General features: G+C 47.5%; 19 protein-coding genes. 8 read left to right on the top strand and 11 right to left on the bottom strand.

Annotated elements, in window-relative coordinates; genetic code table 11:
- The first annotated feature begins 3 nt into the window (after window positions 1-3).
- Window positions 4-813 carry a pyrroline-5-carboxylate reductase gene (gene proC, locus H5T41_07370; GenBank protein MBC7108589.1) on the top strand — a complete coding sequence of 270 codons (810 nt, stop codon included), beginning with the start codon at window positions 4-6 and terminating at the stop codon, window positions 811-813.
- A gap of 41 nt (window positions 814-854) precedes the next feature.
- On the opposite strand, the gene H5T41_07365 is transcribed toward proC, so the two are convergent.
- The 8 genes from H5T41_07365 to folD all read right to left on the bottom strand — a co-directional run bounded on the left by H5T41_07365 (window position 855) and on the right by folD (window position 8,554).
- A complete protein-coding gene (locus tag H5T41_07365; protein ID MBC7108588.1) occupies window positions 855-2,555 on the bottom strand; it encodes a TIGR04190 family B12-binding domain/radical SAM domain protein in 1,701 nt (566 codons plus the stop codon).
- 72 nt (window positions 2,556-2,627) lie between these two features.
- A complete protein-coding gene (gene uppS / locus H5T41_07360; protein ID MBC7108587.1) occupies window positions 2,628-3,416 on the bottom strand; it encodes a di-trans,poly-cis-decaprenylcistransferase in 789 nt (262 codons plus the stop codon).
- A gap of 77 nt (window positions 3,417-3,493) precedes the next feature.
- Window positions 3,494-4,456 carry a DUF1743 domain-containing protein gene (locus H5T41_07355; protein MBC7108586.1) on the bottom strand — a complete coding sequence of 321 codons (963 nt, stop codon included), beginning with the start codon at window positions 4,454-4,456 and terminating at the stop codon, window positions 3,494-3,496.
- Window positions 4,457-4,483: 27 nt separating this feature from the next.
- Window positions 4,484-5,374, bottom strand: a complete 891-nt coding sequence (locus tag H5T41_07350; GenBank protein MBC7108585.1) for a DUF2797 domain-containing protein — start codon at window positions 5,372-5,374, stop codon at window positions 4,484-4,486.
- A gap of 75 nt (window positions 5,375-5,449) precedes the next feature.
- Window positions 5,450-6,025 (bottom strand): RNA 2'-phosphotransferase, encoded by a 576-nt coding sequence (locus H5T41_07345; GenBank protein ID MBC7108584.1) that lies wholly within the window; start codon window positions 6,023-6,025, stop codon window positions 5,450-5,452.
- Window positions 6,026-6,207: 182 nt separating this feature from the next.
- Window positions 6,208-6,666 carry a hypothetical protein gene (locus tag H5T41_07340; GenBank protein ID MBC7108583.1) on the bottom strand — a complete coding sequence of 153 codons (459 nt, stop codon included), beginning with the start codon at window positions 6,664-6,666 and terminating at the stop codon, window positions 6,208-6,210.
- A gap of 18 nt (window positions 6,667-6,684) precedes the next feature.
- The gene (locus H5T41_07335; protein ID MBC7108582.1) at window positions 6,685-7,620 is read right to left on the bottom strand and encodes a formate/nitrite transporter family protein; all 936 of its coding nucleotides are present in this window, start codon (window positions 7,618-7,620) and stop codon (window positions 6,685-6,687) included.
- 46 nt (window positions 7,621-7,666) lie between these two features.
- Complete coding sequence (gene folD, locus H5T41_07330) at window positions 7,667-8,554, bottom strand: bifunctional methylenetetrahydrofolate dehydrogenase/methenyltetrahydrofolate cyclohydrolase FolD (GenBank protein MBC7108581.1); 888 nt, start codon at window positions 8,552-8,554, stop codon at window positions 7,667-7,669.
- Window positions 8,555-8,758: 204 nt separating this feature from the next.
- On the opposite strand from folD, the gene H5T41_07325 reads away from it, so the two are divergent.
- On the top strand, window positions 8,759-10,516 hold the full coding sequence (locus tag H5T41_07325; GenBank protein ID MBC7108580.1) for a formate--tetrahydrofolate ligase: 1,758 nt from the start codon (window positions 8,759-8,761) through the stop codon (window positions 10,514-10,516).
- 127 nt (window positions 10,517-10,643) lie between these two features.
- Here H5T41_07325 and H5T41_07320 read toward each other — a convergent pair whose 3' ends face one another.
- Window positions 10,644-11,261: a DUF3786 domain-containing protein gene (locus tag H5T41_07320; GenBank protein ID MBC7108579.1), complete on the bottom strand. Its 618-nt coding sequence runs from the start codon at window positions 11,259-11,261 to the stop codon at window positions 10,644-10,646.
- Between the two features lie 5 nt (window positions 11,262-11,266).
- Entirely contained in the window at window positions 11,267-12,106 is an 840-nt protein-coding gene (locus tag H5T41_07315) for a polysaccharide deacetylase family protein (GenBank protein MBC7108578.1), read from the bottom strand.
- Between the two features lie 458 nt (window positions 12,107-12,564).
- Between H5T41_07315 and H5T41_07310 the strand changes: the two genes are divergently transcribed.
- Genes H5T41_07310 through H5T41_07290 form a run of 5 tightly spaced genes read left to right on the top strand, consistent with a single transcriptional unit; the run spans window position 12,565 to window position 17,566 of the window.
- Window positions 12,565-13,797: a CoB--CoM heterodisulfide reductase iron-sulfur subunit A family protein gene (locus tag H5T41_07310; GenBank protein MBC7108577.1), complete on the top strand. Its 1,233-nt coding sequence runs from the start codon at window positions 12,565-12,567 to the stop codon at window positions 13,795-13,797.
- Window positions 13,794-15,530 carry a CoB--CoM heterodisulfide reductase iron-sulfur subunit A family protein gene (locus H5T41_07305; protein MBC7108576.1) on the top strand — a complete coding sequence of 579 codons (1,737 nt, stop codon included), beginning with the start codon at window positions 13,794-13,796 and terminating at the stop codon, window positions 15,528-15,530. Before H5T41_07310 ends, H5T41_07305 begins: the two co-directional genes overlap by 4 nt.
- A gap of 1 nt (window position 15,531) precedes the next feature.
- Entirely contained in the window at window positions 15,532-15,948 is a 417-nt protein-coding gene (locus H5T41_07300) for a hydrogenase iron-sulfur subunit (protein ID MBC7108575.1), read from the top strand.
- Window positions 15,945-16,652 (top strand): methylenetetrahydrofolate reductase C-terminal domain-containing protein, encoded by a 708-nt coding sequence (locus H5T41_07295; protein MBC7108574.1) that lies wholly within the window; start codon window positions 15,945-15,947, stop codon window positions 16,650-16,652. The genes H5T41_07300 and H5T41_07295 overlap by 4 nt, the downstream gene beginning before the upstream one ends.
- Window positions 16,649-17,566, top strand: a complete 918-nt coding sequence (locus H5T41_07290) for a methylenetetrahydrofolate reductase (GenBank protein MBC7108573.1) — start codon at window positions 16,649-16,651, stop codon at window positions 17,564-17,566. The genes H5T41_07295 and H5T41_07290 overlap by 4 nt, the downstream gene beginning before the upstream one ends.
- 225 nt (window positions 17,567-17,791) lie before the next feature.
- On the opposite strand, the gene H5T41_07285 is transcribed toward H5T41_07290, so the two are convergent.
- A complete protein-coding gene (locus tag H5T41_07285; protein MBC7108572.1) occupies window positions 17,792-18,568 on the bottom strand; it encodes a dihydropteroate synthase in 777 nt (258 codons plus the stop codon).
- 226 nt (window positions 18,569-18,794) lie between these two features.
- Here H5T41_07285 and purH point away from each other — a divergent pair, with 226 nt between their 5' ends.
- Window positions 18,795-20,345: a bifunctional phosphoribosylaminoimidazolecarboxamide formyltransferase/IMP cyclohydrolase gene (purH, locus tag H5T41_07280; protein ID MBC7108571.1), complete on the top strand. Its 1,551-nt coding sequence runs from the start codon at window positions 18,795-18,797 to the stop codon at window positions 20,343-20,345.
- The last annotated feature ends 13 nt before the right edge of the window (window positions 20,346-20,358 follow it).

Below are 20,358 nucleotides of genomic sequence, written 5' to 3'. Positions count from 1 at the left end.
TCGATGAAAAAGATTGGGTTCATTGGTGCGGGAAATATGGCCGAGGCCTTAATGAAAGGGATCATCTCGGTCGGTTTTGCGAAGAAGGAGGAGATCATAGCGAGCGAAATTATCCCTGAAAGAAGAGAGTATATCTCCAAATCAATAGGCATTCAGACGACGGATAACAATGTTGAAGTTGCGAAGGTATCGGAAATCGTTGTTCTCGCTGTCAAGCCTAATGTTATTGGCTTGGTTCTTCAGGAATTGAAACCTTATCTCACGGCGGAAAAACTGATCATCTCAATCGCCGCGGGCATTCGTATCAATTTCATCGAGTCGAGACTGAACCCCGGCGTCAGAGTCGTTAGAGTCATGCCCAATCACGCTTGCCTTGTCGGCGCATCGGCCTCTGGTTACGCGCTTGGAAAGTATGCGAAAAAAGAGGACAAGGAAATCGTTCAGAAGATCCTCGAGTCCGTTGGTATTGCATTCTGCCTCGACGAGAAACTCATTGACGCAGTAACTGGATTGAGCGGAAGTGGACCTGCATTTGTATACCTGATCATCGAGGCGCTTGCGGATGGCGGTGTGAGAGCGGGGCTTCCGAGAGATGTTGCACTCGCACTTGCTGCCCAGACAGTTTACGGCTCCGCAAAGGCAGTCCTCATGACAAAAAAGCACCCCGGAGAGCTCAAAGACCAGGTTGCGTCACCTGCTGGTACGACGATTGAAGGATTGGCGATATTGGAGGCTGCTGGCGTCAGAGGAGCGCTGATCGAGGCGGTATACGCTGCTACATTGAGGTCAATGGAACTCGGCGAAAAACAGTAGACAAGAAGGATCGACGTGAATTGTCGATAGCGAAGGCCTCGCTAAATCCTTTTCTTTCTCAGAAAACCGATGAGCGCCCGAGGAATACTCTTGAAAACTCCCTTTGTATCCCACTCCAAGTCTCTTTTCTTGCAGATCGTCGACTCCATGAGTTTATCCGCCTTCTCTTTGATTATTTGAAGCCGATGAGTTCTTTCCTCGGGATCATTTATTGATATTGCCAAATCGATTTCTTCCACCATCGCTTTTGCGAGGCGACTACGCGTTGACAGAAGCTCATAGTCATCCGCTGACATTAAACCCTCTTCAAATCTCACTTTGTTAAGACGGTCCGCCGCGTCATACGAAGTTCCAACAATCTCATCTCTTGTCATCCATTTTGTTTCATACGAGAGAACGTGCTTCCAGCTAGGATTCGACAGTCTTGAGCGATGCTCTTCAAGCGTCCTTGCAAAAACCCTGTAACCGTATGTCTCAGGGTCTTCGAATGCACAGCTACCCGGATCGAGGAAAGGAGCGAGTGGCGAAATGTAGAAAAACAATTTCTCTTTGTGATCGAGCTTCTTATACAGGTGACGCGCATAATCTGATGTTTCGATTGCGGATTCGACGGTCTGTTGAGGAAGACCAATCATGAAAAACATGTCGAACCGAGTGCATCCATGACTTAAAGCATCTTCAACCGTAGACTCAATAGACGTATTGTCGAATTTTCTTCCGAGTGCGAACCTGACATCCTCATCATGGGAATCTGGCGAGAATTGAACCGAATACTGTTCGACAGCCTCTGACGCCATGCGAAAGAATTCCTTATCAGCAGGTGTAAAAATCTCAAGGATTAGGTGATTCTCAACACCGAGCTTTTTTACCTCATCGAAAAATCTCCTCGCATAATCCTTTCCTCCCTGACGGAGATCACCAACAACAAAAATCGGAGAGTCGAAATGACAACCGATATTGTACACATCGGTCGCAAGTTTTTCTGGTGTCCTGAACGCTGGTCTTGTTCTGCCGAGGAATGTTCTCATCGCAGTGCATGATCCGCCGCATACAGCGCAGTTCATCGTGCAGCCCCTCACCGAAAAAACAGCAGTCAGAGGATATCTGTCCCAATCCCTGAATGGCTTGAAACCCTCAAGATCGCGATACTTGATCACGGATTTGATCATCCAGCCGTAATCGACGCCAAGAAAATCGATATCCTCGGGAACGAAAGCTAGCGGATTCTCGAAGACTCTCCCATCTTTTTTCCAGGTCAGATTAGGGACATTGGTGAAATCGTCATCTTTCTCAACAGCTTCCATGAGCGATGCAACGGGTATTTCAGTCGAGTCACCACGCAGGACCAGGTCAACCTGAGGATAATTGATCAGCTCTCTGTGAAAATAGGTTGATGAGAAACCGCCGAAAAGGGTCTTGGAATCTGGATGATATTTTTTGATGAGTTTCGCGACTTCCAGAGAGCCGTGTGCATGTGGTAGCCAGTGAAGATCTATACCGTATACGGTCGATGACAAGTTTTTGATGAACGACTCAACGTTGAAATTCCTATCACCAAGCATCAAAGAAGCGAGATTGACAATCCTTACCCTGTATCCCTCCTGATGCAGATGAGCGGCGATCGTGACAAATCCAAAAGGATACATTTCGAAGACCGGTGTCGATGGAATAAGATCGCTGATTGGGCCATAGAAGATCGTCTCCTTTCTAAAGTCATAAACGCTTGGCGCATGAATGAGAATGAGATCTTCTTTCACCAGGTGATGCCCTCCTCTTAGTCGCTTGCCCGAGCGAGGAAGGAATACATAAAATCTTCACTTACCGAATCGTCTCTGTCTAAGCTGATAAGACCTGATCGCTCTCAAGAAATCAATTTTTCTAAATCCAGGCCAGTACACATCTGTGAAATAAAGTTCAGAATAAGCAAGCTGCCAGAGCAGAAAATTTGAGACTCTCTCCTCACCAGATGTACGTAAAATGAGATCGGGATCTGGAAAATCGGCGGTGTAGAGGAAGTTCGAAAAGACCTTTTCATCGATTTCTTCCACGCTCAGCTCTCCCCGTTTGACTTTCTCGGCGATCTGCTTGATAGCCTGTATGATCTCCTGCCTGCTACCATAAGCGACAGCAATATTGTAGAAATACTGATCGTAATCAGCAGTGCGCTGTTCTGCATATTCGATCGCCTTCCTCACCCGCTCGGGAAGAAGCTCACGCTGTCCAAGAACTCTGACTTTAATCTTGTGTTTGTGAATTCTTTCATCATCGCCGAGCTTGAGAAAGTTTTCTTCAAAAAGATTCATAAGGTAATCCACTTCGTCCTTATCCCTCTGCAAATTCTCAGTGGAAAAGGCATAAACAGTGAGGATCCTGATACCGAGTTCGAGGCACCACTCCATTACTTCTTCCAGCTTGTCCTTTCCTTTGATATGACCTTCATTTGGATGGAGACCGAATTCCCTCGCAAATCGTCTGTTACCATCCATGATGATCGCGACGTGGCGTGGAATCTCGTGTTCAAGCACCTCTTTTAGCAATTTCTTTTCGTACGCCTGGTACGCCGTGTTAGAAATGAGTTTCGATATTTCTTCTCTGATTGCCATGCCCCCTGAGGGATAATCTTCGGTGAGGACGATCTTTGGTTATTCTGATTAAATTGGCAGGATATTTAAATTATTTCTCAATCGGGTTTCTTCTCAAAGTCCTCTGGTAATGACGCGGAAATAATACCGAGATCGAAACAACCGATGCCAGCCACAGCACCGATCGACCCCCGCTTCCCAGTGATTTCAACGAGGCGAACGCCATTTTTCTCGGCAACCTCCCTCGCACGGTCGACTGTCAGAATGTGCTTTTTTGCCTCAAGTCCATATCTCACAAGCTCATCTGGAATTTTCAACCCACGGAAAACAGCGAGAGTGGTGTTCTTTGAATAGGTATTCTCCTTGACATAATTGATGACATATTCAGTCAGTTTATCTGCGTTTTTTTCCTCGACGGCAAAAGAAACGCCGACTGAAACGCAGTTCGTTGTCTTATCAGGCACGTTCGGATTCAGCTGAATGATTTTGTGCTCGAGAAAATGACCAATTCGAGAGGAATTCGCCATCTTCAGCATCATCGCCCAGGATGCCCCTTTCTCCTTTGTATCAGTGTCATCGACGGCGTAGATCATCCGGATCATTTTTGGCGTTGTGATCGTAACTTCAATCCTGTGTGCCCCACCGACCTTTATGTCATCAGGGTATTCCGTTTCGATCGTTCCTGATGCCTGCGGCAGACACGCTCCGACGCCTATACTCGCTCCTGCAAGCCCGACCCAGGTTGTTTTCACTTTGTCTCCTTCGACCTTGAGCGCCTTGAGCCCCTGTCCCCCCAGATCTTTTGATGCCGGCCCAAATTTCACTTCACGCTCCCCAATAACTGCATCCATAATAAGAGTTGTACCTTCAACTCGGACATCTGTGATCACTCCGCCAGCTCTTTTCCTGTTGACCGCATCCCATTCGACTGGCCCTTTGGCAATGCACTCGTCGATGATCCTCGCGATCCCGTTTTCTTCATCAACCATTGTGATGAACTTCCTGCAAAATAGATTCCCGAAACGCTCCCTAACTTCTTCTGGCTTAAGCACCTTTGACATCAACGGCGCCCCCAGGTCTCCGTCGAGTTAAATCGGTGCATCCTCATTCCGATAGTTATCCCTTTCGTGAAGTTCGCTGATGTATCTACAAGGCAGATCTGAGAGATCTAGGACTCTATACTGGTTCGTTATTTCATCTTGGTACAGCAGAAACCGTCCCTTGACGCCGAGAACTTTGCCCATGTGAACGCCTGAGGGTTGAATTGGTTCCAGCGGCGAATCGAGATAATGTTCAATTGGATAACGATCGAGGAAAAGAATCTCGCTGTCGATCACCTGTAACTCCTTGGAAAGTCGGTCTCTGATGGAAATCAGCAATTCTTCAATCTCAGCTCTCCGCGGAGGTCTCATGAAACATTTTGAATTCACCTCGGACCCTGTCAGTTGTGGTAAGTGGAGAATCTTGGCGATTCTTTTTTCAAAATTACGCGCTTCCAGACGACCATCGCATTTTATGAGTTGTAAAATGGCATCAGCGCCCTGTTCAATCCCGCGAGTCCTTAGCCTCGACTGGCCAGTCATTCCGATCTTGATTATATCGTGGATAACTGCAGCGTATACGACATGATGTTTGCTGCAAAAATCGCAGGAACAGAGCTCACCGTTGCATTTCGGCTCGAAAATGCACTCTTGATGCGGGATCCAAGATGAAGCGCAATAAGAGCATTGGCTAAAACGTGTCACTCGCGCAGAAGTGGGACAGGGAACATACTCCGATCCCCTAAAGTGACCGACGCAGTATTTTTCATAGCTCGAGGAGAAGGCAAGTTCATTGAGTTCAATTTCTTCTACTTTCTTTTCTCCAAGATCATAAAGCTGGAGATAGGGGACGAAATCATCCCAGTAAAAAGATAGCACGTGATGAGTGTGAAAAGAGTCGTAAGATCGTGAGAGAAGTTTGTCCGCCCTGATGAACATCAATAGAATATTACTGACCAAAGAGCTAATTGTATTTATCGAAAATTTTTGCGAACGAGGGTCAGACGAATTCGATTATTCTTTCGCTTCTTCCGTTGCTTCAGCACGCTTCAAATAGCAGGCTGGTACTTCTTCCACCAAGAAAACCGTTTTCCCCGCCCTCTGTATTACGATCCCATCCTCAACCGCTTTTTTCGCATCGACTTCGAGTATAACAGGCGATTCGGTTCTCACAGAGCCAGCAACGACCGCGTCCTTGTATGTTCTTGACAAATGAACAAGTTTTCGATCCGACGGCTTCAACCCTGTCTCCAAAATTATGTCGGCCTCTTCTGGTGTCGTTGGATAATAAAGTTTGTCAGGTGTATTATCCGTTGGTAGTTTCAAATCGAGCTCAATCGTATGACCGTATGTTGCGCGGATCATGTCATTGCTGACCTCGTAACGACCTTTTGGATCTGTTTCTATAATCGCAATAATGTGATACGGGCGAATCCAGTGATATCTTCTTTGATGCGTCCTCAGCGCATTGACAAAATCCTTGAGACTGACAAATCCTTGAGGGTCCATTTTGAGTCCAAACTTTTCCGGAAAATGACGGAGAACGCCTGCCATCGTTCTTCCGATCTGATCCAACTCCTTTTCATTCATCAGGAATCGACCCTTATCACCGCAAATCGGGCAGGCTTCGCCCCTGAAGTAACCGTGAGATTTGCATTCCCTTAGCATTTCGGATGATGAATCCGATATGATCGTTTAAGTTTTTTCCTATGAAAGGAAAAAATGAAACGTCGATTCACGCCAGAGATGTGAGGCAATTCGCATCAGAATGATCAATTGATTTTCTCGATTTCAAAAACAGTAATCATGATTTCACCAGGTTTTATCAGACTTCTTGAAACGGTGCCAAGAATTCTGACACGATCCCCGATTTTGATTTCATCGAGAGGGGAGAAAAGAGCCATTGCAGTTACACTGCTGCCGCCATCCGAAATCAGATATCTTGGTCTCGAAAGCCAGAGTAAACTTCGACGCTCGATCGACCCTTCAGTGGTGATCGCGTTTCCAACGTCGGACGGCGAGAGCTCGCGAATCTTTTTCTTAATCGCCTTTCCTCGATATTCTTCTGCCAGTTTTTGAAATGCCGAGCGATTCATTTTTCCCATCATCAGGGGAATCGCGTAAAGAATGATGACCATGAAAAGACCGAGAAAAAGAATTGTCAGGTCCTGGGTCACGATAAAGACCCAGAGGACCAGTGCCGCCCAAAAGGCGACAACAACGCGTGCCAATTTCGATACGCTTGTCATTTATTTCATTTCCTCTTTCCTCGCTTGAGCGCCAGGAACCTCGGATGTGCAGACTGTTGGCAGTTCACTTCGGAAGGCATAGAAGTACACAACGCCAACGAAAAGGAATCCACCGATAATGTTGCCGATCGTCGCCGGTATCAAATTCCAGATAAGGAAATCGCTGACCGTAATTCCGCCGTAATGCGCTAGCAGTGTGTTCGCCGGCAGCGAATACTCGGGATGCATCGCAAGCGCCATCATGCCAGCAGGAATGAAATACATGTTGGCAACGCAGTGCTCAAATCCGCTCGCAACGAAAGCCATGATCGGGAACCATATCCCGAAGAATTTGCCAATCATCTCCTTCGATGATAAAGCGAGCAGAATTGCGACATTGACGAGGAGATTGCATGCGATCGCATTCATGAATACCGATGTCATTCCCATCAGTCCACCAGCAGCTTTGTAGGTGAGCGTTTTCGCCGCGGCGATGTTGATCGCGTTAACGCCAAATGCATTGAGGTAGAAGCCGCTGTCGGAAACGGCGTTGCCGGAAACGGCAGAAATGTCACCAGTCTGCAGTGGCCCCACCGCCATGAGGAATGCCCAAAACAACGATCCAATGAAGTTGCCTATATAAACGAAGGTCCATACATAAAAAACCCGCTTCCATGTGACAAGTTTCATCATCGCTGCCATCGGCACAAGCATGGCATCGCCGGTGAAGAGCTCCATACCCGTCAATACAATGGCGATGAGACCCACAGGGAAGACAGCGCCGGCGACTAGTTTTCCAATTCCCGCACCTAGATAATTCGCAACGCCAGTTGAGCAAACAGTGGCGAGAGCAGCACCGACGGCGATATAAAGACCAGCCATAAATCCGCGAAGAAGCAGATTACCAGGCGAAAGCTTCGATTTGTACACGCCAGCCTTACCTGCTAGATCTACAATATCACATGGTCTGTTTGTCGTCGATATCCCCTCCCGATCGACCCACTTACTTTCGGGCCAACGCCTTCTCTGCGGACAAAACGGTGTTTTTCATCAACATGACGATCGTCATCGGGCCTACGCCGCCAGGCACCGGTGTAATGGCTGATGCCTTTTGCTTCACTGCCTCAAAATCGACGTCACCCACTAATTTATACCCTTTCTTTGAACTTGGATCTTCAACCCTGTTGACACCGACATCGATGACGACGGCCCCCTCTTTAACCATATCCGCCTTGATGAACTCTGGGACACCCATAGCCGCAATGAGGATATCTCCCATCCTCGTCACCGAAGGAAGATCCTTTGTCTTCGAGTGACAAACTGTCACGGTTGCATTCGCGCCCTTCTTCTTCTGCATCAGTATCGCGGCAACAGGTTTCCCAACGATATTGCTTCTTCCAACGACCACAACATGTTTCCCCTCAGGACTATTTCCACTCCTTATCAAAAGTTCCTGAATTCCATGAGGCGTACATGGTAGGAATCCGGGATCGCCGATCAGCATTCGTCCAACATTGACAGGGTGAAACCCGTCGACATCCTTCTCGGGATCGATGCGGTTGAGAACCTTTGTCTCATTGATATGATCGGGAAGGGGCAACTGGACAAGGATTCCATGAATCTTCGGATTTGCGTTCAAATCGTCGATGAGTTTGAGGAGTGCTTCCTCAGGATAATTGGCAGGAAGCCTGATCGTCTCAGAATAAAGTCCGAGCTCTTCACATGCCTTTCCCTTCATTCTCACGTAGACCTGAGAAGCTGGATCCTCTCCCACGAGAATAACAGCAAGCCCAGGAGTGACACCTTTTGACTTAAGGTCAGCGATTTTCGCCTTCAGTTCCTCGCGGATCTGTGCGGCGATTTCATTACCATCAATCAGCCGGGCAACCATCGTCACCACCTTGTTCTGTGCCATAACGGTGGCAGCTTATTTAATTCTTTGTTGGCATGAAAAGGGTTCACTGGAGAATGATGCCGAAGAGCTGATGTCCCGATTGATAATTCTTCGTTTTGTTTCAGGAATTGTTTTATATTTTCTTCGGTATTTCCCTCTAAATTCAAGACTTAAATAAATGCGATCAGGAGGAAGTTTTACATGAAAAGTGATTTGGAAATAGCCCAAGAGGCAACTTTAGAGCCGATTCTCGACATTGCAGCAAAGATCGACCTTACTCCAGATGATTTGGAATTGTATGGCAAGTACGTAGCGAAGGTTCACCTGGACGTGCGGGAGAAATTCGCTGACAGGCCGCAAGGAATGTACATAGATGTTACAGCAATAACACCTACTCCATTAGGAGAGGGGAAAACCACAACAACAATCGGACTGGTGCAGGCCCTTGGATCTGAGCTCAAGAAGAAGGCCGTTGCATGTATTCGGCAACCGAGCATGGGGCCGACCTTTAACATTAAGGGGGGCGCAGCTGGGGGAGGTTACAGCCAGATTGTTCCGATGGAAAACTTCAACCTCCACCTCACCGGCGACATCCACGCAATCTCGGTTGCACATAACCTCATTGCCGCAGCGATTGACAGCAGGATGTACCATGAGAGCGTGTTGACGGATGAACAATTACAGAAGCGCGGACTCGAGCGAATCGATATTGATCCCGAGACGATCATGTGGAACCGCGTTGTCGATGTCTGCGACCGAAGCCTTAGAGAAATTCAGATCGGTCTCAACGATGCGAAGAAGGAAGATGGTACGCCGAGTCCTGTTTTTCCGAGGAAGACAGGTTACGACATCAGCGTCGCAAGCGAGCTGATGGCAATACTTGCATTAACGACTGGACTAAAGGATATGAGGGAACGGATAGGACGTGTTGTCGTTGCAATGGATAAGAAGGGGCGGCCAGTCACGCTTGAAAGACTTAAGGTCGCTGGTGCGGCGACTGTTCTCCTCAAAGATGCGCTCATGCCGAACCTTATGCAGACGCTGGAAGGGCAGCCAGCATTCGTTCATGCTGGTCCATTCGCAAACATCGCTCACGGCAACAGCAGCATCGTCGCTGACCAGATCGCCCTTAAGTGTGCAGATTATGTCGTCACTGAGAGCGGATTTGGTGCTGACATTGGGATGGAGAAATTCTTCGACATCAAATGCAGGTACAGCGGGTTGATTCCGAATTGCGTTGTGATCGTTGCAACGGTAAGAGCCCTTAAAATGCACGGAGGTGGCCCGAAGGTCAAGCCCGGCCTACCGCTCGACAAAGCGTACACGACAGAGGATCTCGATCTGCTAGAGAAGGGACTCGGAAACCTTGGCGTCCACATCAAAAATGCCAAGCTGTTTGGAATTCCCGTCGTTGTGGCCATTAACGCATTCGAGACAGACACCGATGCAGAGATTGAACTTATCCGCAAGTACGCGATCCAGGCAGGAGCGGAGGACGCGGCGAAGTGCACACACTGGGCAGAAGGCGGAAAAGGAGCAAGAAAATTGGCCGAATTGGTCGTCGAGGCTTGCAAGAAGCCATCGAAATTCAGGTTCCTCTACCCGCTCGAGTGGTCGATCAAGGAAAAGATCGAGTGCATCGCCAAGAACATCTATGGGGCCGATGGAGTTACATACACACCACTCGCTGAGAAACAGATCAAGGCGTTCGAAGACGCGGGTTACGGAAAGCTTCCGATCTGCATGGCGAAGACACACTTGAGCTTGAGCCATGATCCCGATCTGAAGGGCGTGCCAAAGGGATTCGTCTTGCCGATCAGGGAGGTCAGGGCGAGTGTCGGTGCTGGCTTCATTTATCCGCTCGTAGGGAAGATGAGCACAATGCCTGGCCTAGCGAGCAGACCTGCATTCATGGATATTGATATCGACGAAAAGGGCAAAGTCAAAGGTCTCTTCTGAAAAAATCAATAATTGTGTCCGGCACGGCTGGACCTACCCCTTCCTTTTTTTAAAAAAAAGATGAATAAGAATTCAAGAATCTGTTCAGAATCTATTATTCATCTCGATATTAATGAAAATCCTAAATTCAGACGGCCTTCGTGAGCTTTGAAGACACGAGAGAGCCTATCACTGCCAAATCTTCCGTTGGGAAAATTGACGCTGCAATCCTATCAAACAGAATATTTGCCGAACTGGGTATTTCCTCATCACCTTCCCAGACAACAACAATGACTGGAAGTTTGGCAAATACATCAACCCTCACGCTCGCGCTCCCCATATCGATTTTCTTTGCGCCAATTCTCTCGGCAGCAGTGAAAAGCGTCTCTGGCTTCCTGCCAAATTTCATTATAAGCGGATCGATCGCCCTTGACTTGAAGGCAGCATAGTAGAAATCTCCTCCAGGTATTTCTCTGAAAGTGATCATCTCTCCTGTCGGATAAAGATCAGAACATCCACATAAATAATGAAGAATTAGAATTGAGTGAAACGGTTCGAGTGGTTGTTGATCCTGTTTGATAATTTTCCTGTGCAGATCAACGGTACACTCCTTCGTAAAAAATCGAACGGTAATGACGCTATCGAAAATTCTGCTAAGTGAGAATTCAGCCAATTCGACTGGGTTTCTTTTAAGAAGGTTGTTCCACGCTCTTTGAAGTGCCTCTTCATAAGTGATTTTCTCGAGACATGGATAATCCCGTTTCATCTTGATCAATCGCCCGCTTTCCCAAGAAGATACTCCTCAACTGTGCAGAACTCGATACCAAGATCGATTGCTGTCTTTAATATAGAACGAAGCCAAGAAACGTTTTCTGCAATTTTTTCCTCAGGCAACAATCCGGAATCATAGCTTTCGATGAGATGCCAGCTGTGGGTCGCCAGAATGAAGAGCCCGGCTGAAAACCGGGAGATGAAATGCTCGTAATCAGACACTTTCCTCTGTCCTTCATGCAACGGCCAGAGATAGGAGACGATCTTCTTTCCCGCACGATCGACGCCTGAGGCGATCGGTGCCTCTATCAAAGCGCCATAAATTCGATACGGATAAATCTCGCCGCGATCAAGACGTTTGATGATCGATGAATCGTACATGAATCCTTTCTGCGCGAGCGCTGCTAGGATTCTGTTATCGATATGCAGGTATGGTGCGCGGAAACCCACTGGCTTTCTGTTGAACACTTCCTTGATTGTCGCCACGCTATCGTCCAAAATCGAGCTTACTTGTTCATCCGACAGTTTAATCCCACTCTGTTCACCTGTGAGATCCTCGTGTCTATATCCATGACACGCGATTTCGTGGGGCTTCAAAAGTTCCTTGATATTCATCCTCTCGGCGATCTTCTTGGCGGTCTCGGCCTCAATAAAAAAGGTTCCTTTTATTCCCAGATCATTGAGCACCGATACGATTAACTTGAGTCCTTTCGCAGCCGATTCGAATCTTGGAGCTTTATCGCCATCTCTGGCCCGTGAGATGCCCTCGATTCTTCCATGCTCTGGAAGATTAACATCCCGGTCAACATCGATCGTGATCGTCGCGCAGCCCATAGTCATGATATGGTAAAGCAAGAAATAATTGTTATCTCGATTTTTAAAATTCACTATTTCCAATAGATTCTATTCATTATTCGAGCTTAAAAGGCATCCAATGAATTTCAGTCAAATCACTTTCGCGTGGTAATTCGAGAAGTTCGACTTGCCAAACGATTTTCACTCGAAAAGGACAACTTTCCGAAGAAGGTTGTGAATAATTTCATAGATCAAATCAAAATAATGTTCGTTCCGTTTTCAAACACCATCAACTTTTTTTCTTTGATCTTCTGGATGTCGATACTCTTTTCTTTCCTGGTTTCCACATTTCTCAATTTATATATACTTTTCATGAAATCTCGGAACACAGTGATCTTCATGGTCACATTCCAGACCTCAAACAATTGTATTGTAAGTGGCTATATGCTAGCGAGTTCATGTCATTGTGATTCTTTGTCGATGGAGGAGTACGGGGTGAGAATTTGGTTCAAGCGCTTGTAATAGGCGGGGGAACGGCGGGCATCGCATCTGCAATCAGTCTCGCGCAACGTGGTATTTTTGTCACGATCGTCGAAAAGGATTCGAGTATTGGTGGAAGGGTCTCGGAACTCTGCTGTAAGGGCGAGATCCAGTGCGTTAAATGTGACGTCTGCCTTTCTCTTGATCGGTTGTACGAAGTTGCTCAGTCAAAATACATTCGCGTTTTCACCAATTCAGAGGTTATAAAGGTAAGCGGGAAACCCGGCTCATACAGGGTTACCGTAATCAGAAAACCGCAACTTGTCAGAGAAGATGCATGCACTGCATGTGGGAAATGTGGGAGCGTATGTCCAGTTGAAGGCAGCGCGATCAAACCCCGATTCAACAGAAGCGTTCCAATGACATACTGGATCGATGAAGAAAAATGTATAAGAATGAAAGGAGAATCGTGTGAAAAGTGCTCGGAAATTTGTCCAACTGGCGCAATCGATTTCAAGGCGAAAGCGTCAAGAAAATACCTCAACGTCGCTGCGATCATCGTTGCAAACGGCTTCGAACCATTCGAAGCATCTAAAGACCGGAGACTCAGATACGGCCAGATAAAGGATGTGCTCACTTCACTCGAAATAGAGAAAATGCTGAGTGATTCTGGCAAACTGATCGCACCCTCCACTGGCGTTATTTGCAAGAAAATCGGAATTATCCAGTGCGTTGGTTCGCGCGATGAGAGAATGGGGGTCGCTTATTGCTCCAAAGTCTGCTGCAAGTATTCACTCAAAATTGCTCAACTTATAAAATTGAAATATCCTGAGACGGAGATCTCATTCTTCTTCATGGACTGGAGGCCATACGATTCGGTCGACAATGAGCTCCTCGAGTGGACGAGGAAGAATCAAGGTGTTAAGATTGTGAGGTCTAGACCAGCTGAGATAATAGAATCCGAAAATGGAAAACCGGTGGTGAGATATGTGACACTTGCGGAGAACAAGATCGAGGAGGAAGAATTCGACCTCGTAATGCTTTCCATCGGAATTATGCCACCCTCTGACGCCCAGAAGCTCTCAACGATCCTTGGGATCGAAGTGTCGCCATCGGGATTTATATCTTCCGAAGATGCACATAAGGGGATTTTCGCTGCTGGCTGCTGTACAGGACCAAAGGACATTGAAGAGAGCTTCATGGAAGGTATCGCTGCTGCTAACCGTGTTGCAGCCTTCATCGGGGGATCGAAATGAGTGGAAAGGTCTCATTTGGCAAAGGAGACGAGATGGTCACGCTCGTCACCGCGACACGATCTTCGAGACCTCATCGTGATTTTCGGGTCAAAGACCAGATCGAAGTGGATGACAAGATCATAGTATTCCTCTGTCGGTGCGGTGGCGCGATCAGCGAAAAGATCGATGTTGATTCAATCGCAAAAGAAATTTCCGGCCAGGATGATAAGACGGTCGCGTATGCGCTTGATTTTGCGTGCTCATCGAAGGGGAAAGAAGAAATCAAGAGAATTTTAAAAGAATGTGGAGCGGGAAGGTTTGTCATCGGGGGATGTTCTCCGAAAACACACGAGTTGATTTTCCGGGATCTTGCAATTGAAGTTGGCATCAATCCATTTATGTTTGAGATCGCCAACATCAGGGAGCAGTGTGCCTTCGTTCATCGAAAGGAAGATGCGTTGCCGAAAGCGAAGGCGCTTGTGACCGCAGCGATTGCAAAATGCAGACTTCTTATCCCATCACCATACGACAGAATACCAGTTGCCAATCAAAGAGTCCTCGTCATTGGAAATGGCATCACTGCCATTGAAGCAGCCACAAAGATCGTAGAAGAAGGCATAGAGGTGACAATTGTCAACCCGGAAACTGCATTTAATCTCGAGAAATCTGGGATGATCTGTGACGGAGATCTCATCGAGAGCATGCAAGCACGATTGCAACGACTCAAATCGAATCCTTTCGTGAAGATTTTCACGAATGTGGAGATCGTCGATTTTTCTGGGCATGCTGGTCGATTCCGTGCACTCGTTTCGATCGGAACCGAGGAAATTGACATCGAATGCGGCGCTGTCGTTCTGGCTGTGGACTCCATCCCAGAGGAGAATTCGGATGCGATTTTCAAAGAAAAGGGAATGATTCCGCTGTCACTTCTAGAAAAGAGCGAGACGGCAAAGACTGATAATCAGCGCAGAATTGTGATCCTCTTAACACGGAACGAGAACTCTAGCTTTTGTAGGATCAACAGAGATACAGACGTCTTCGAAATGGCAATCCGCATTAGGCAGCTCAATCCGAAATCAGAAATCACCATCATCTGCAGAGATGTGCGCACCTATGGATTGCATGAACTCACCTTCAAGAGGGCTCAGGAACAAAATATCAGAGTGATCCGGACTGAAACGGAAGTGCGAGTCGAGAAGAATGAAGGACTCGATGTTCTCGTTGATGATGCCAGTTCTGGTTTGACGCTAAGAATTCCGGCTGATATTGTGGTCGGCGACGTTCCCAAAATACCAGTTGGAACTACAGCGATTGCTCGCGTTCTGAGAATTCCACTGACAGGAGATGGTTTTTTCAGGAAAACACAGGTCAAGCTGAAACCAGCTGCAACCATCCGGGAAGGTATTTTTCTCTGCGGTAGCGCTACCGAGTACGCCCCTGCCTTAGAATTTTTGCTTGACGCCCATACCGCTGCGTCGCGTGCCGCAGCGCTTGTCAAATCCAATTATATTGAAATTGGCGGGGCAGTCGCCGAAGTTAACCCTGAAAAATGTTCCGCCTGCCTGACCTGCGTGAGAAGTTGCCCATATGAAGCCCCGTTCATCGGGGAAGCTGGCAAAGCCGAAATTGAACTGGAAAAATGCCGAGGTTGTGGGATTTGTGTTGGCATTTGCCCAAGCAGGGCGATCGAGATGTATTTCTATTCTGATGCTCAACTGACCGCACAAGTCAGATCCGTCATCAGGGGGTTCTGAAATGAGCGTGCGAATGAGGATCGTCGGATTCTGTTGCAATTACTGTGGATACGCATCAGCCGATCTCGCTGGATTGAATCATATGGAATACTCACCTGATGTGATGATCATCAGATTACCGTGCTCTGGGAGGGTCGATGTGCTGCACATTCTCAGAGCTTTCAGAGAAGGTGCGGACGCAGTTTTCGTCGCTGGATGCCTTGAGGGGAACTGCAATTATGAATATGGAAATATAGAGGCAAAGAAGAGAGTCGAATACACAAAAAGAATTCTATCGGAAATCGGAATCGGGGGAGAAAGAGTCGAAATGTTCAATGTTGCTTCAAACATGGCATGGAAATTCAAAGAGATTGTTGATGAGATGGTCTCGAGGGTTGAAAAAATCGGCCCAAGTCCGTTGAAGAAGGTGACCGCATGATTATCGCTGAACAGAAACCCCTGAAAGAGATCATCAAGAATTTAGAAGGCCATAGGAAAATACTCGTCGCTGGCTGTAGATCCTGCGTCGCGATCTGCCTTGCCGGTGGAGAGAAAGAAGTTGGCATCATTGCGGAATCGCTGAGACTCTATTCTGACATGCACGATCATCTTTGGGAAGTTGATGAAATTACCGTAGAGCGGCAATGTGAAAAGGAATGGGTCAAGGAGATCAAGAAAATCGTTGAGGGGAAGGATGCCATCTTATCGATGGCATGCGGGGTTGGCGCTCAAGTGATGCAGGAGATTTACCCAGATATCAGGGTGGTTCCGGGTCTTAACACTTCGAACATGGGTGCTCCCGAGGAACAAGGGATATGGCGCGAAAAATGTGCAGGATGCGGAGACTGTGTGCTTCATTTAACTGGTGGCATCTGTCCTATTGCGAGATGTTCAAAGAGTCTCCTCAACGGGCCGTGCGGTGGATCACAAAATGGCCGGTGCGAGGTCAATCCAGAGACGACACCATGTGCCTGGGATCAGATTTATCACAGTTTGAAAAGACTCGGAAAGCTGGAACTGATGGAGCAGATCATTCCGCCGAAGAACTGGATTACGAGTCACAGTGGTGGGCCGCGAAGAATCGTTAAACAGGAGGCGATTCTGACAGCTGAAGAGAAGGCGGCAAAGGGGGGCCTGGAATGAAGGCAGGAAGCAATCTCGAGAAGGTTCTTGAGGCTGGACACTTCGCGGTGACGGTGGAAATCGGTCCTCCGAAATCTGCAAATCCCGAGAGTGTGAGACATCACGCTCGCATGCTCAAGGGCTATGCGGATGCATTCAATCTGACAGATAATCAGACGGCGATCGTGCGTCTTTCGAGCCTTGCATCAGCCGTGATATGCCTTCAGGAAGGGGTCGAACCAGTCATGCAGATGACCTGCCGTGACAGAAATAGAATCGCGTTGCAGTCTGATCTCCTCGGCGCTTCTGCGCTTGGAATCAAGAATGTATTGTGCTTGACGGGCGATCATCAGACCTTTGGCAACGAGAAAGGGGCGAAAAACGTGTATGACATTGATTCAATCCAAGAACTCTTGATTTTCAAGAAGATGCGGGACGAAAAGAAAATCTGCGGAGGAGAGGAGCTCGAAGAAGCTCCGAAAGTCTTTCTCGGCGCTGCCGAAAACCCGTTTGCCGATCCATTCGAATTCAGAGTTACAAGGCTCGCCAAGAAAGTCAATGCTGGTGCTGATTTCATCCAAACGCAGGCTATCTACGACATGGAGCGGTTCGAGAAATGGATGGAAGGAGTCAGGGAAAGGGGACTGGACAAGAAAGTGCATATTCTCGCGGGCGTCATCCCCCTCAAATCGGTAGGTGCGGCAAGATATATGAAAAATAAGGTCTCAGGGATGATCGTTCCCGATAGCATCATCGATCGAATGAGAAAGGCGAAGGACCCCAAAGCCGAAGGTGTCAAGATTTGCATCGAACAAATCGAGTATCTGAAAACGGTTAAGGGGGTTCACGGCGTCCATATTATGGCAATCGCTTGGGAAGAGATCGTACCTGAAATCGTCAAGCAGGCTGGGCTATATCCACGACCTTCGGTCTAATCGAAAAATTAGAATCTTCTCTGAGTTAGAAGTCAGAGAAAATTTAATACCCTTCAGCGGAGCAAACTTCTACTTCTTAATTCCAGACATAATTCGGGAACAAGCAGCCACTCAGGCGCTACCAACTTCTAGAGTCTTTTGTTGAGTGATAACAGCCGCTGGTTCCCACTATCTGCAAATTTCTTTACGGGGTGAACCCCCTGACCGTTTGATTGATGCAATTACTCAAGCCCTGAGGAAGTCGTCACAATACAGCCGCTGATTCAATAGAATTTCCCCTGCTTTAACGATCTTCATGAGTTCCTCGTCCAAAGGATCGCATATCGCCGCAGTCAAACCGGCGCCCATAAGCATGGCGAGGTAGGTTCTGTTCAGGAGGCTACGCTCCTTTGTCAGGTTTGAAACATTACTCAGACCAACAACAGTCCGCGGTGGAGGCTCATTTAATGTCTGGAAAATTCGAATTGCTTCGATGACCTTCTTACACTGATCCTGTGCTGCGCCGACTGGCAAAATGAGCGGATCGAGGTATATTTTCTCAGGCATGATATCATATTCCATCGCGGTGGTCATCATGAGCATCGCCATCTCAGCGCGCGATTGCGCATCGTTGGGAATTCCTCGCTCATCGAGTGTGAGACAGATGATCTCCGCATCGTATTCCTTACACAGAGGGAAGAATTTCTCCATACGCTTGCGCTCCGCCGTAGTCGAGTTCATAATCGGCTTGTTCTTGCAAACCTTTAGACCTGCTTCCATCGTCTTCGGGCCAGGCGTGTCGATACTGAGCGGCACATCGACAACCTCTTGAACGGTTTTCACGAGCCATTCCATGATGGCTGGTGCGTCTTCCCTTCCAGGTCCCGTATTGATGTCAAGAATGTGTGCACCATGCTTGACCTGCGATAACGCGAGATCTTGAATGTAGCTCGCATCGCGACGATCAATCGCCTTTGCCACAGATGCAAAAAGTCCGTTAATCTTCTCACCGATGATGATCATAGTACTGCCCGATGAGAAAACTGCTGCTTACGATTTAAATTCTTTTGAAAATTCGAAAAATCATTGAATAGTAAATTCCGAAGTATTACCTTCTTGTTTGTTGATAATAAAAAATCTCGATATCATTCGGCAGGGCTTACGATTGTATTTATCATCACGTATGTCATATACTCCCGGCATTTGATGAGAACGAAATGCCTGAAACTATGCCGGAGGAGATCATTTGATGAGAGTTGAGAGAGCACTGATCAGCGTTTCAAATAAAAGTGGAATCGTGGAATTTGCGAGAGGACTCAAGGAATTCGACGTCGAAATCATTTCGACTGGCGGCACCGCTCGTCTTTTGAAAGAGAACGGTATCAATGTGATCGAAATCTCTGAAGTGACGGGGTTCCCCGAAATGCTTGACGGGAGAGTCAAAACACTTCATCCTTTCATCCACGCGGGTATTCTCGCACGAAGGGATGAGCCAGAACACATGAAACAGCTCGAAGAAAAGGGGATCAAGAAGATTGACATGGTTGTTGTTAACCTCTATCCATTTAAGGAGACTGTTCTAAAACCTGGGTCAACAATCGACGAGATCGTTGAGAATATCGATATTGGCGGCCCAAGCATGATCAGAGCTGCAGCGAAGAATTTTGATTCCGTAGCCGTTGTCACGAATCCGAGAAGGTACGGTTATATTCTTGAGGAAATGCGGAAAACGGATGGTGCGATAAGCAAGGAAACTCTCAGGGCCCTGATGGTCGAGGCGTTCAGAACGACCGCTGTTTACGATGCGATGATTTCAAATTATTTCGGACGCGAATTCGGGCAGGAAGTATTCCCAGACACTCTCGTGCTCGGATTTGAGAAAGCCCTCGATCTTCGTTACGGCGAGAATCCGAATCAATCCGCCGCTTTCTATGTCGATCCATTTGCGACTGGTGTCTGCATTTCGCGGGCTGAAAAGCTCCATGGAAAAGAGCTCTCGTATAACAACATTCTTGATCTCGAAGCGGCGCTAGACATTTTGAGAGATTTCGACAGGCCGACGGTAGCGGTCTTGAAGCACACAAACCCATGCGGGATCGCGAGCGCAGATAACATTCACGACGCGTTCGTGACCGCGTACAATGTAGATCCCGTGGCGGCGTTCGGTTGTGTCATCGGCATCAACAGAGAAGTCGACGAGGCGACAGCGGAGGAAATCAGTAAACATTTTGTCGAGGCGGTGATCGCGCCGTCATATACGCCAGGAGCGCTTTCGATTTTAGAAAAGAAGAAGAACATACGGATCCTAAGAACGAATGCACCAATCACCCCTGATGAGAGACCAGAATTGAGAATGAAGAAAGTTAAAGGCGGATTGCTCGCCCAAACTTATGACTACGTCAAGCTTAAGCCCGAGGACCTCAAGGTTGTGACGAAGAGAAAGCCCACAGAATTTGAAATCAAGTCAATGCTGTTTGCATGGAAAGTCGTCAAGCATGTTTGGTCGAATGCCATTGTCCTTGCGAAGGATGAAAGGGTTGTCGGTATTGGCGCTGGTCAGATGAGCAGGGTTGATTCATCGATGATTGCTGCCTTCAAGGCAAAGGAAGAAGCAAAGGGGAGCGTTATGGCATCTGATGCTTTCTTCCCATTCCGGGATGGTGTAGATGAGGCGGCGAAAGCCGGTGTCACCGCCATCATCCAGCCTGGCGGATCTGTCAGAGATGACGAAGTCATTAAGGCAGCAGATGAACACGGAATGGCAATGGTCTTCACAGGAATCAGAGTTTTCCGGCATTAGAGACAAATTAATT

Source organism: Methanomassiliicoccales archaeon (assembly GCA_014361295.1).
Lineage (GTDB): Archaea > Thermoplasmatota > Thermoplasmata > Methanomassiliicoccales > JACIVX01 > JACIVX01.
This window is presented reverse-complemented; position numbering and strand designations above follow the sequence as displayed.

What these genes read in the sequence shown, in the direction of transcription:
- H5T41_07290 (MBC7108573.1), top strand. Translation starts at nt 16,649, where the DNA reads ATGAAGGCAGGAAGCAATCTCGAGAAGGTTCTTGAGGCTGGACACTTC.
- H5T41_07325 (MBC7108580.1), top strand. Translation starts at nt 8,759, where the DNA reads ATGAAAAGTGATTTGGAAATAGCCCAAGAGGCAACTTTAGAGCCGATT.
- H5T41_07295 (MBC7108574.1), top strand. Translation starts at nt 15,945, where the DNA reads ATGATTATCGCTGAACAGAAACCCCTGAAAGAGATCATCAAGAATTTA.
- H5T41_07350 (MBC7108585.1), bottom strand. Translation starts at nt 5,374, where the DNA reads ATGTTCATCAGGGCGGACAAACTTCTCTCACGATCTTACGACTCTTTT.
- purH (MBC7108571.1), top strand. Translation starts at nt 18,795, where the DNA reads ATGAGAGTTGAGAGAGCACTGATCAGCGTTTCAAATAAAAGTGGAATC.
- folD (MBC7108581.1), bottom strand. Translation starts at nt 8,554, where the DNA reads ATGGTTGCCCGGCTGATTGATGGTAATGAAATCGCCGCACAGATCCGC.
- proC (MBC7108589.1), top strand. Translation starts at nt 4, where the DNA reads ATGAAAAAGATTGGGTTCATTGGTGCGGGAAATATGGCCGAGGCCTTA.
- H5T41_07285 (MBC7108572.1), bottom strand. Translation starts at nt 18,568, where the DNA reads ATGATCATCATCGGTGAGAAGATTAACGGACTTTTTGCATCTGTGGCA.
- H5T41_07300 (MBC7108575.1), top strand. Translation starts at nt 15,532, where the DNA reads ATGAGCGTGCGAATGAGGATCGTCGGATTCTGTTGCAATTACTGTGGA.
- H5T41_07320 (MBC7108579.1), bottom strand. Translation starts at nt 11,261, where the DNA reads ATGAAACGGGATTATCCATGTCTCGAGAAAATCACTTATGAAGAGGCA.
- uppS (MBC7108587.1), bottom strand. Translation starts at nt 3,416, where the DNA reads ATGGCAATCAGAGAAGAAATATCGAAACTCATTTCTAACACGGCGTAC.
- H5T41_07305 (MBC7108576.1), top strand. Translation starts at nt 13,794, where the DNA reads ATGAGTGGAAAGGTCTCATTTGGCAAAGGAGACGAGATGGTCACGCTC.
- H5T41_07315 (MBC7108578.1), bottom strand. Translation starts at nt 12,106, where the DNA reads ATGACTATGGGCTGCGCGACGATCACGATCGATGTTGACCGGGATGTT.
- H5T41_07355 (MBC7108586.1), bottom strand. Translation starts at nt 4,456, where the DNA reads ATGTCAAAGGTGCTTAAGCCAGAAGAAGTTAGGGAGCGTTTCGGGAAT.
- H5T41_07345 (MBC7108584.1), bottom strand. Translation starts at nt 6,025, where the DNA reads ATGAATGAAAAGGAGTTGGATCAGATCGGAAGAACGATGGCAGGCGTT.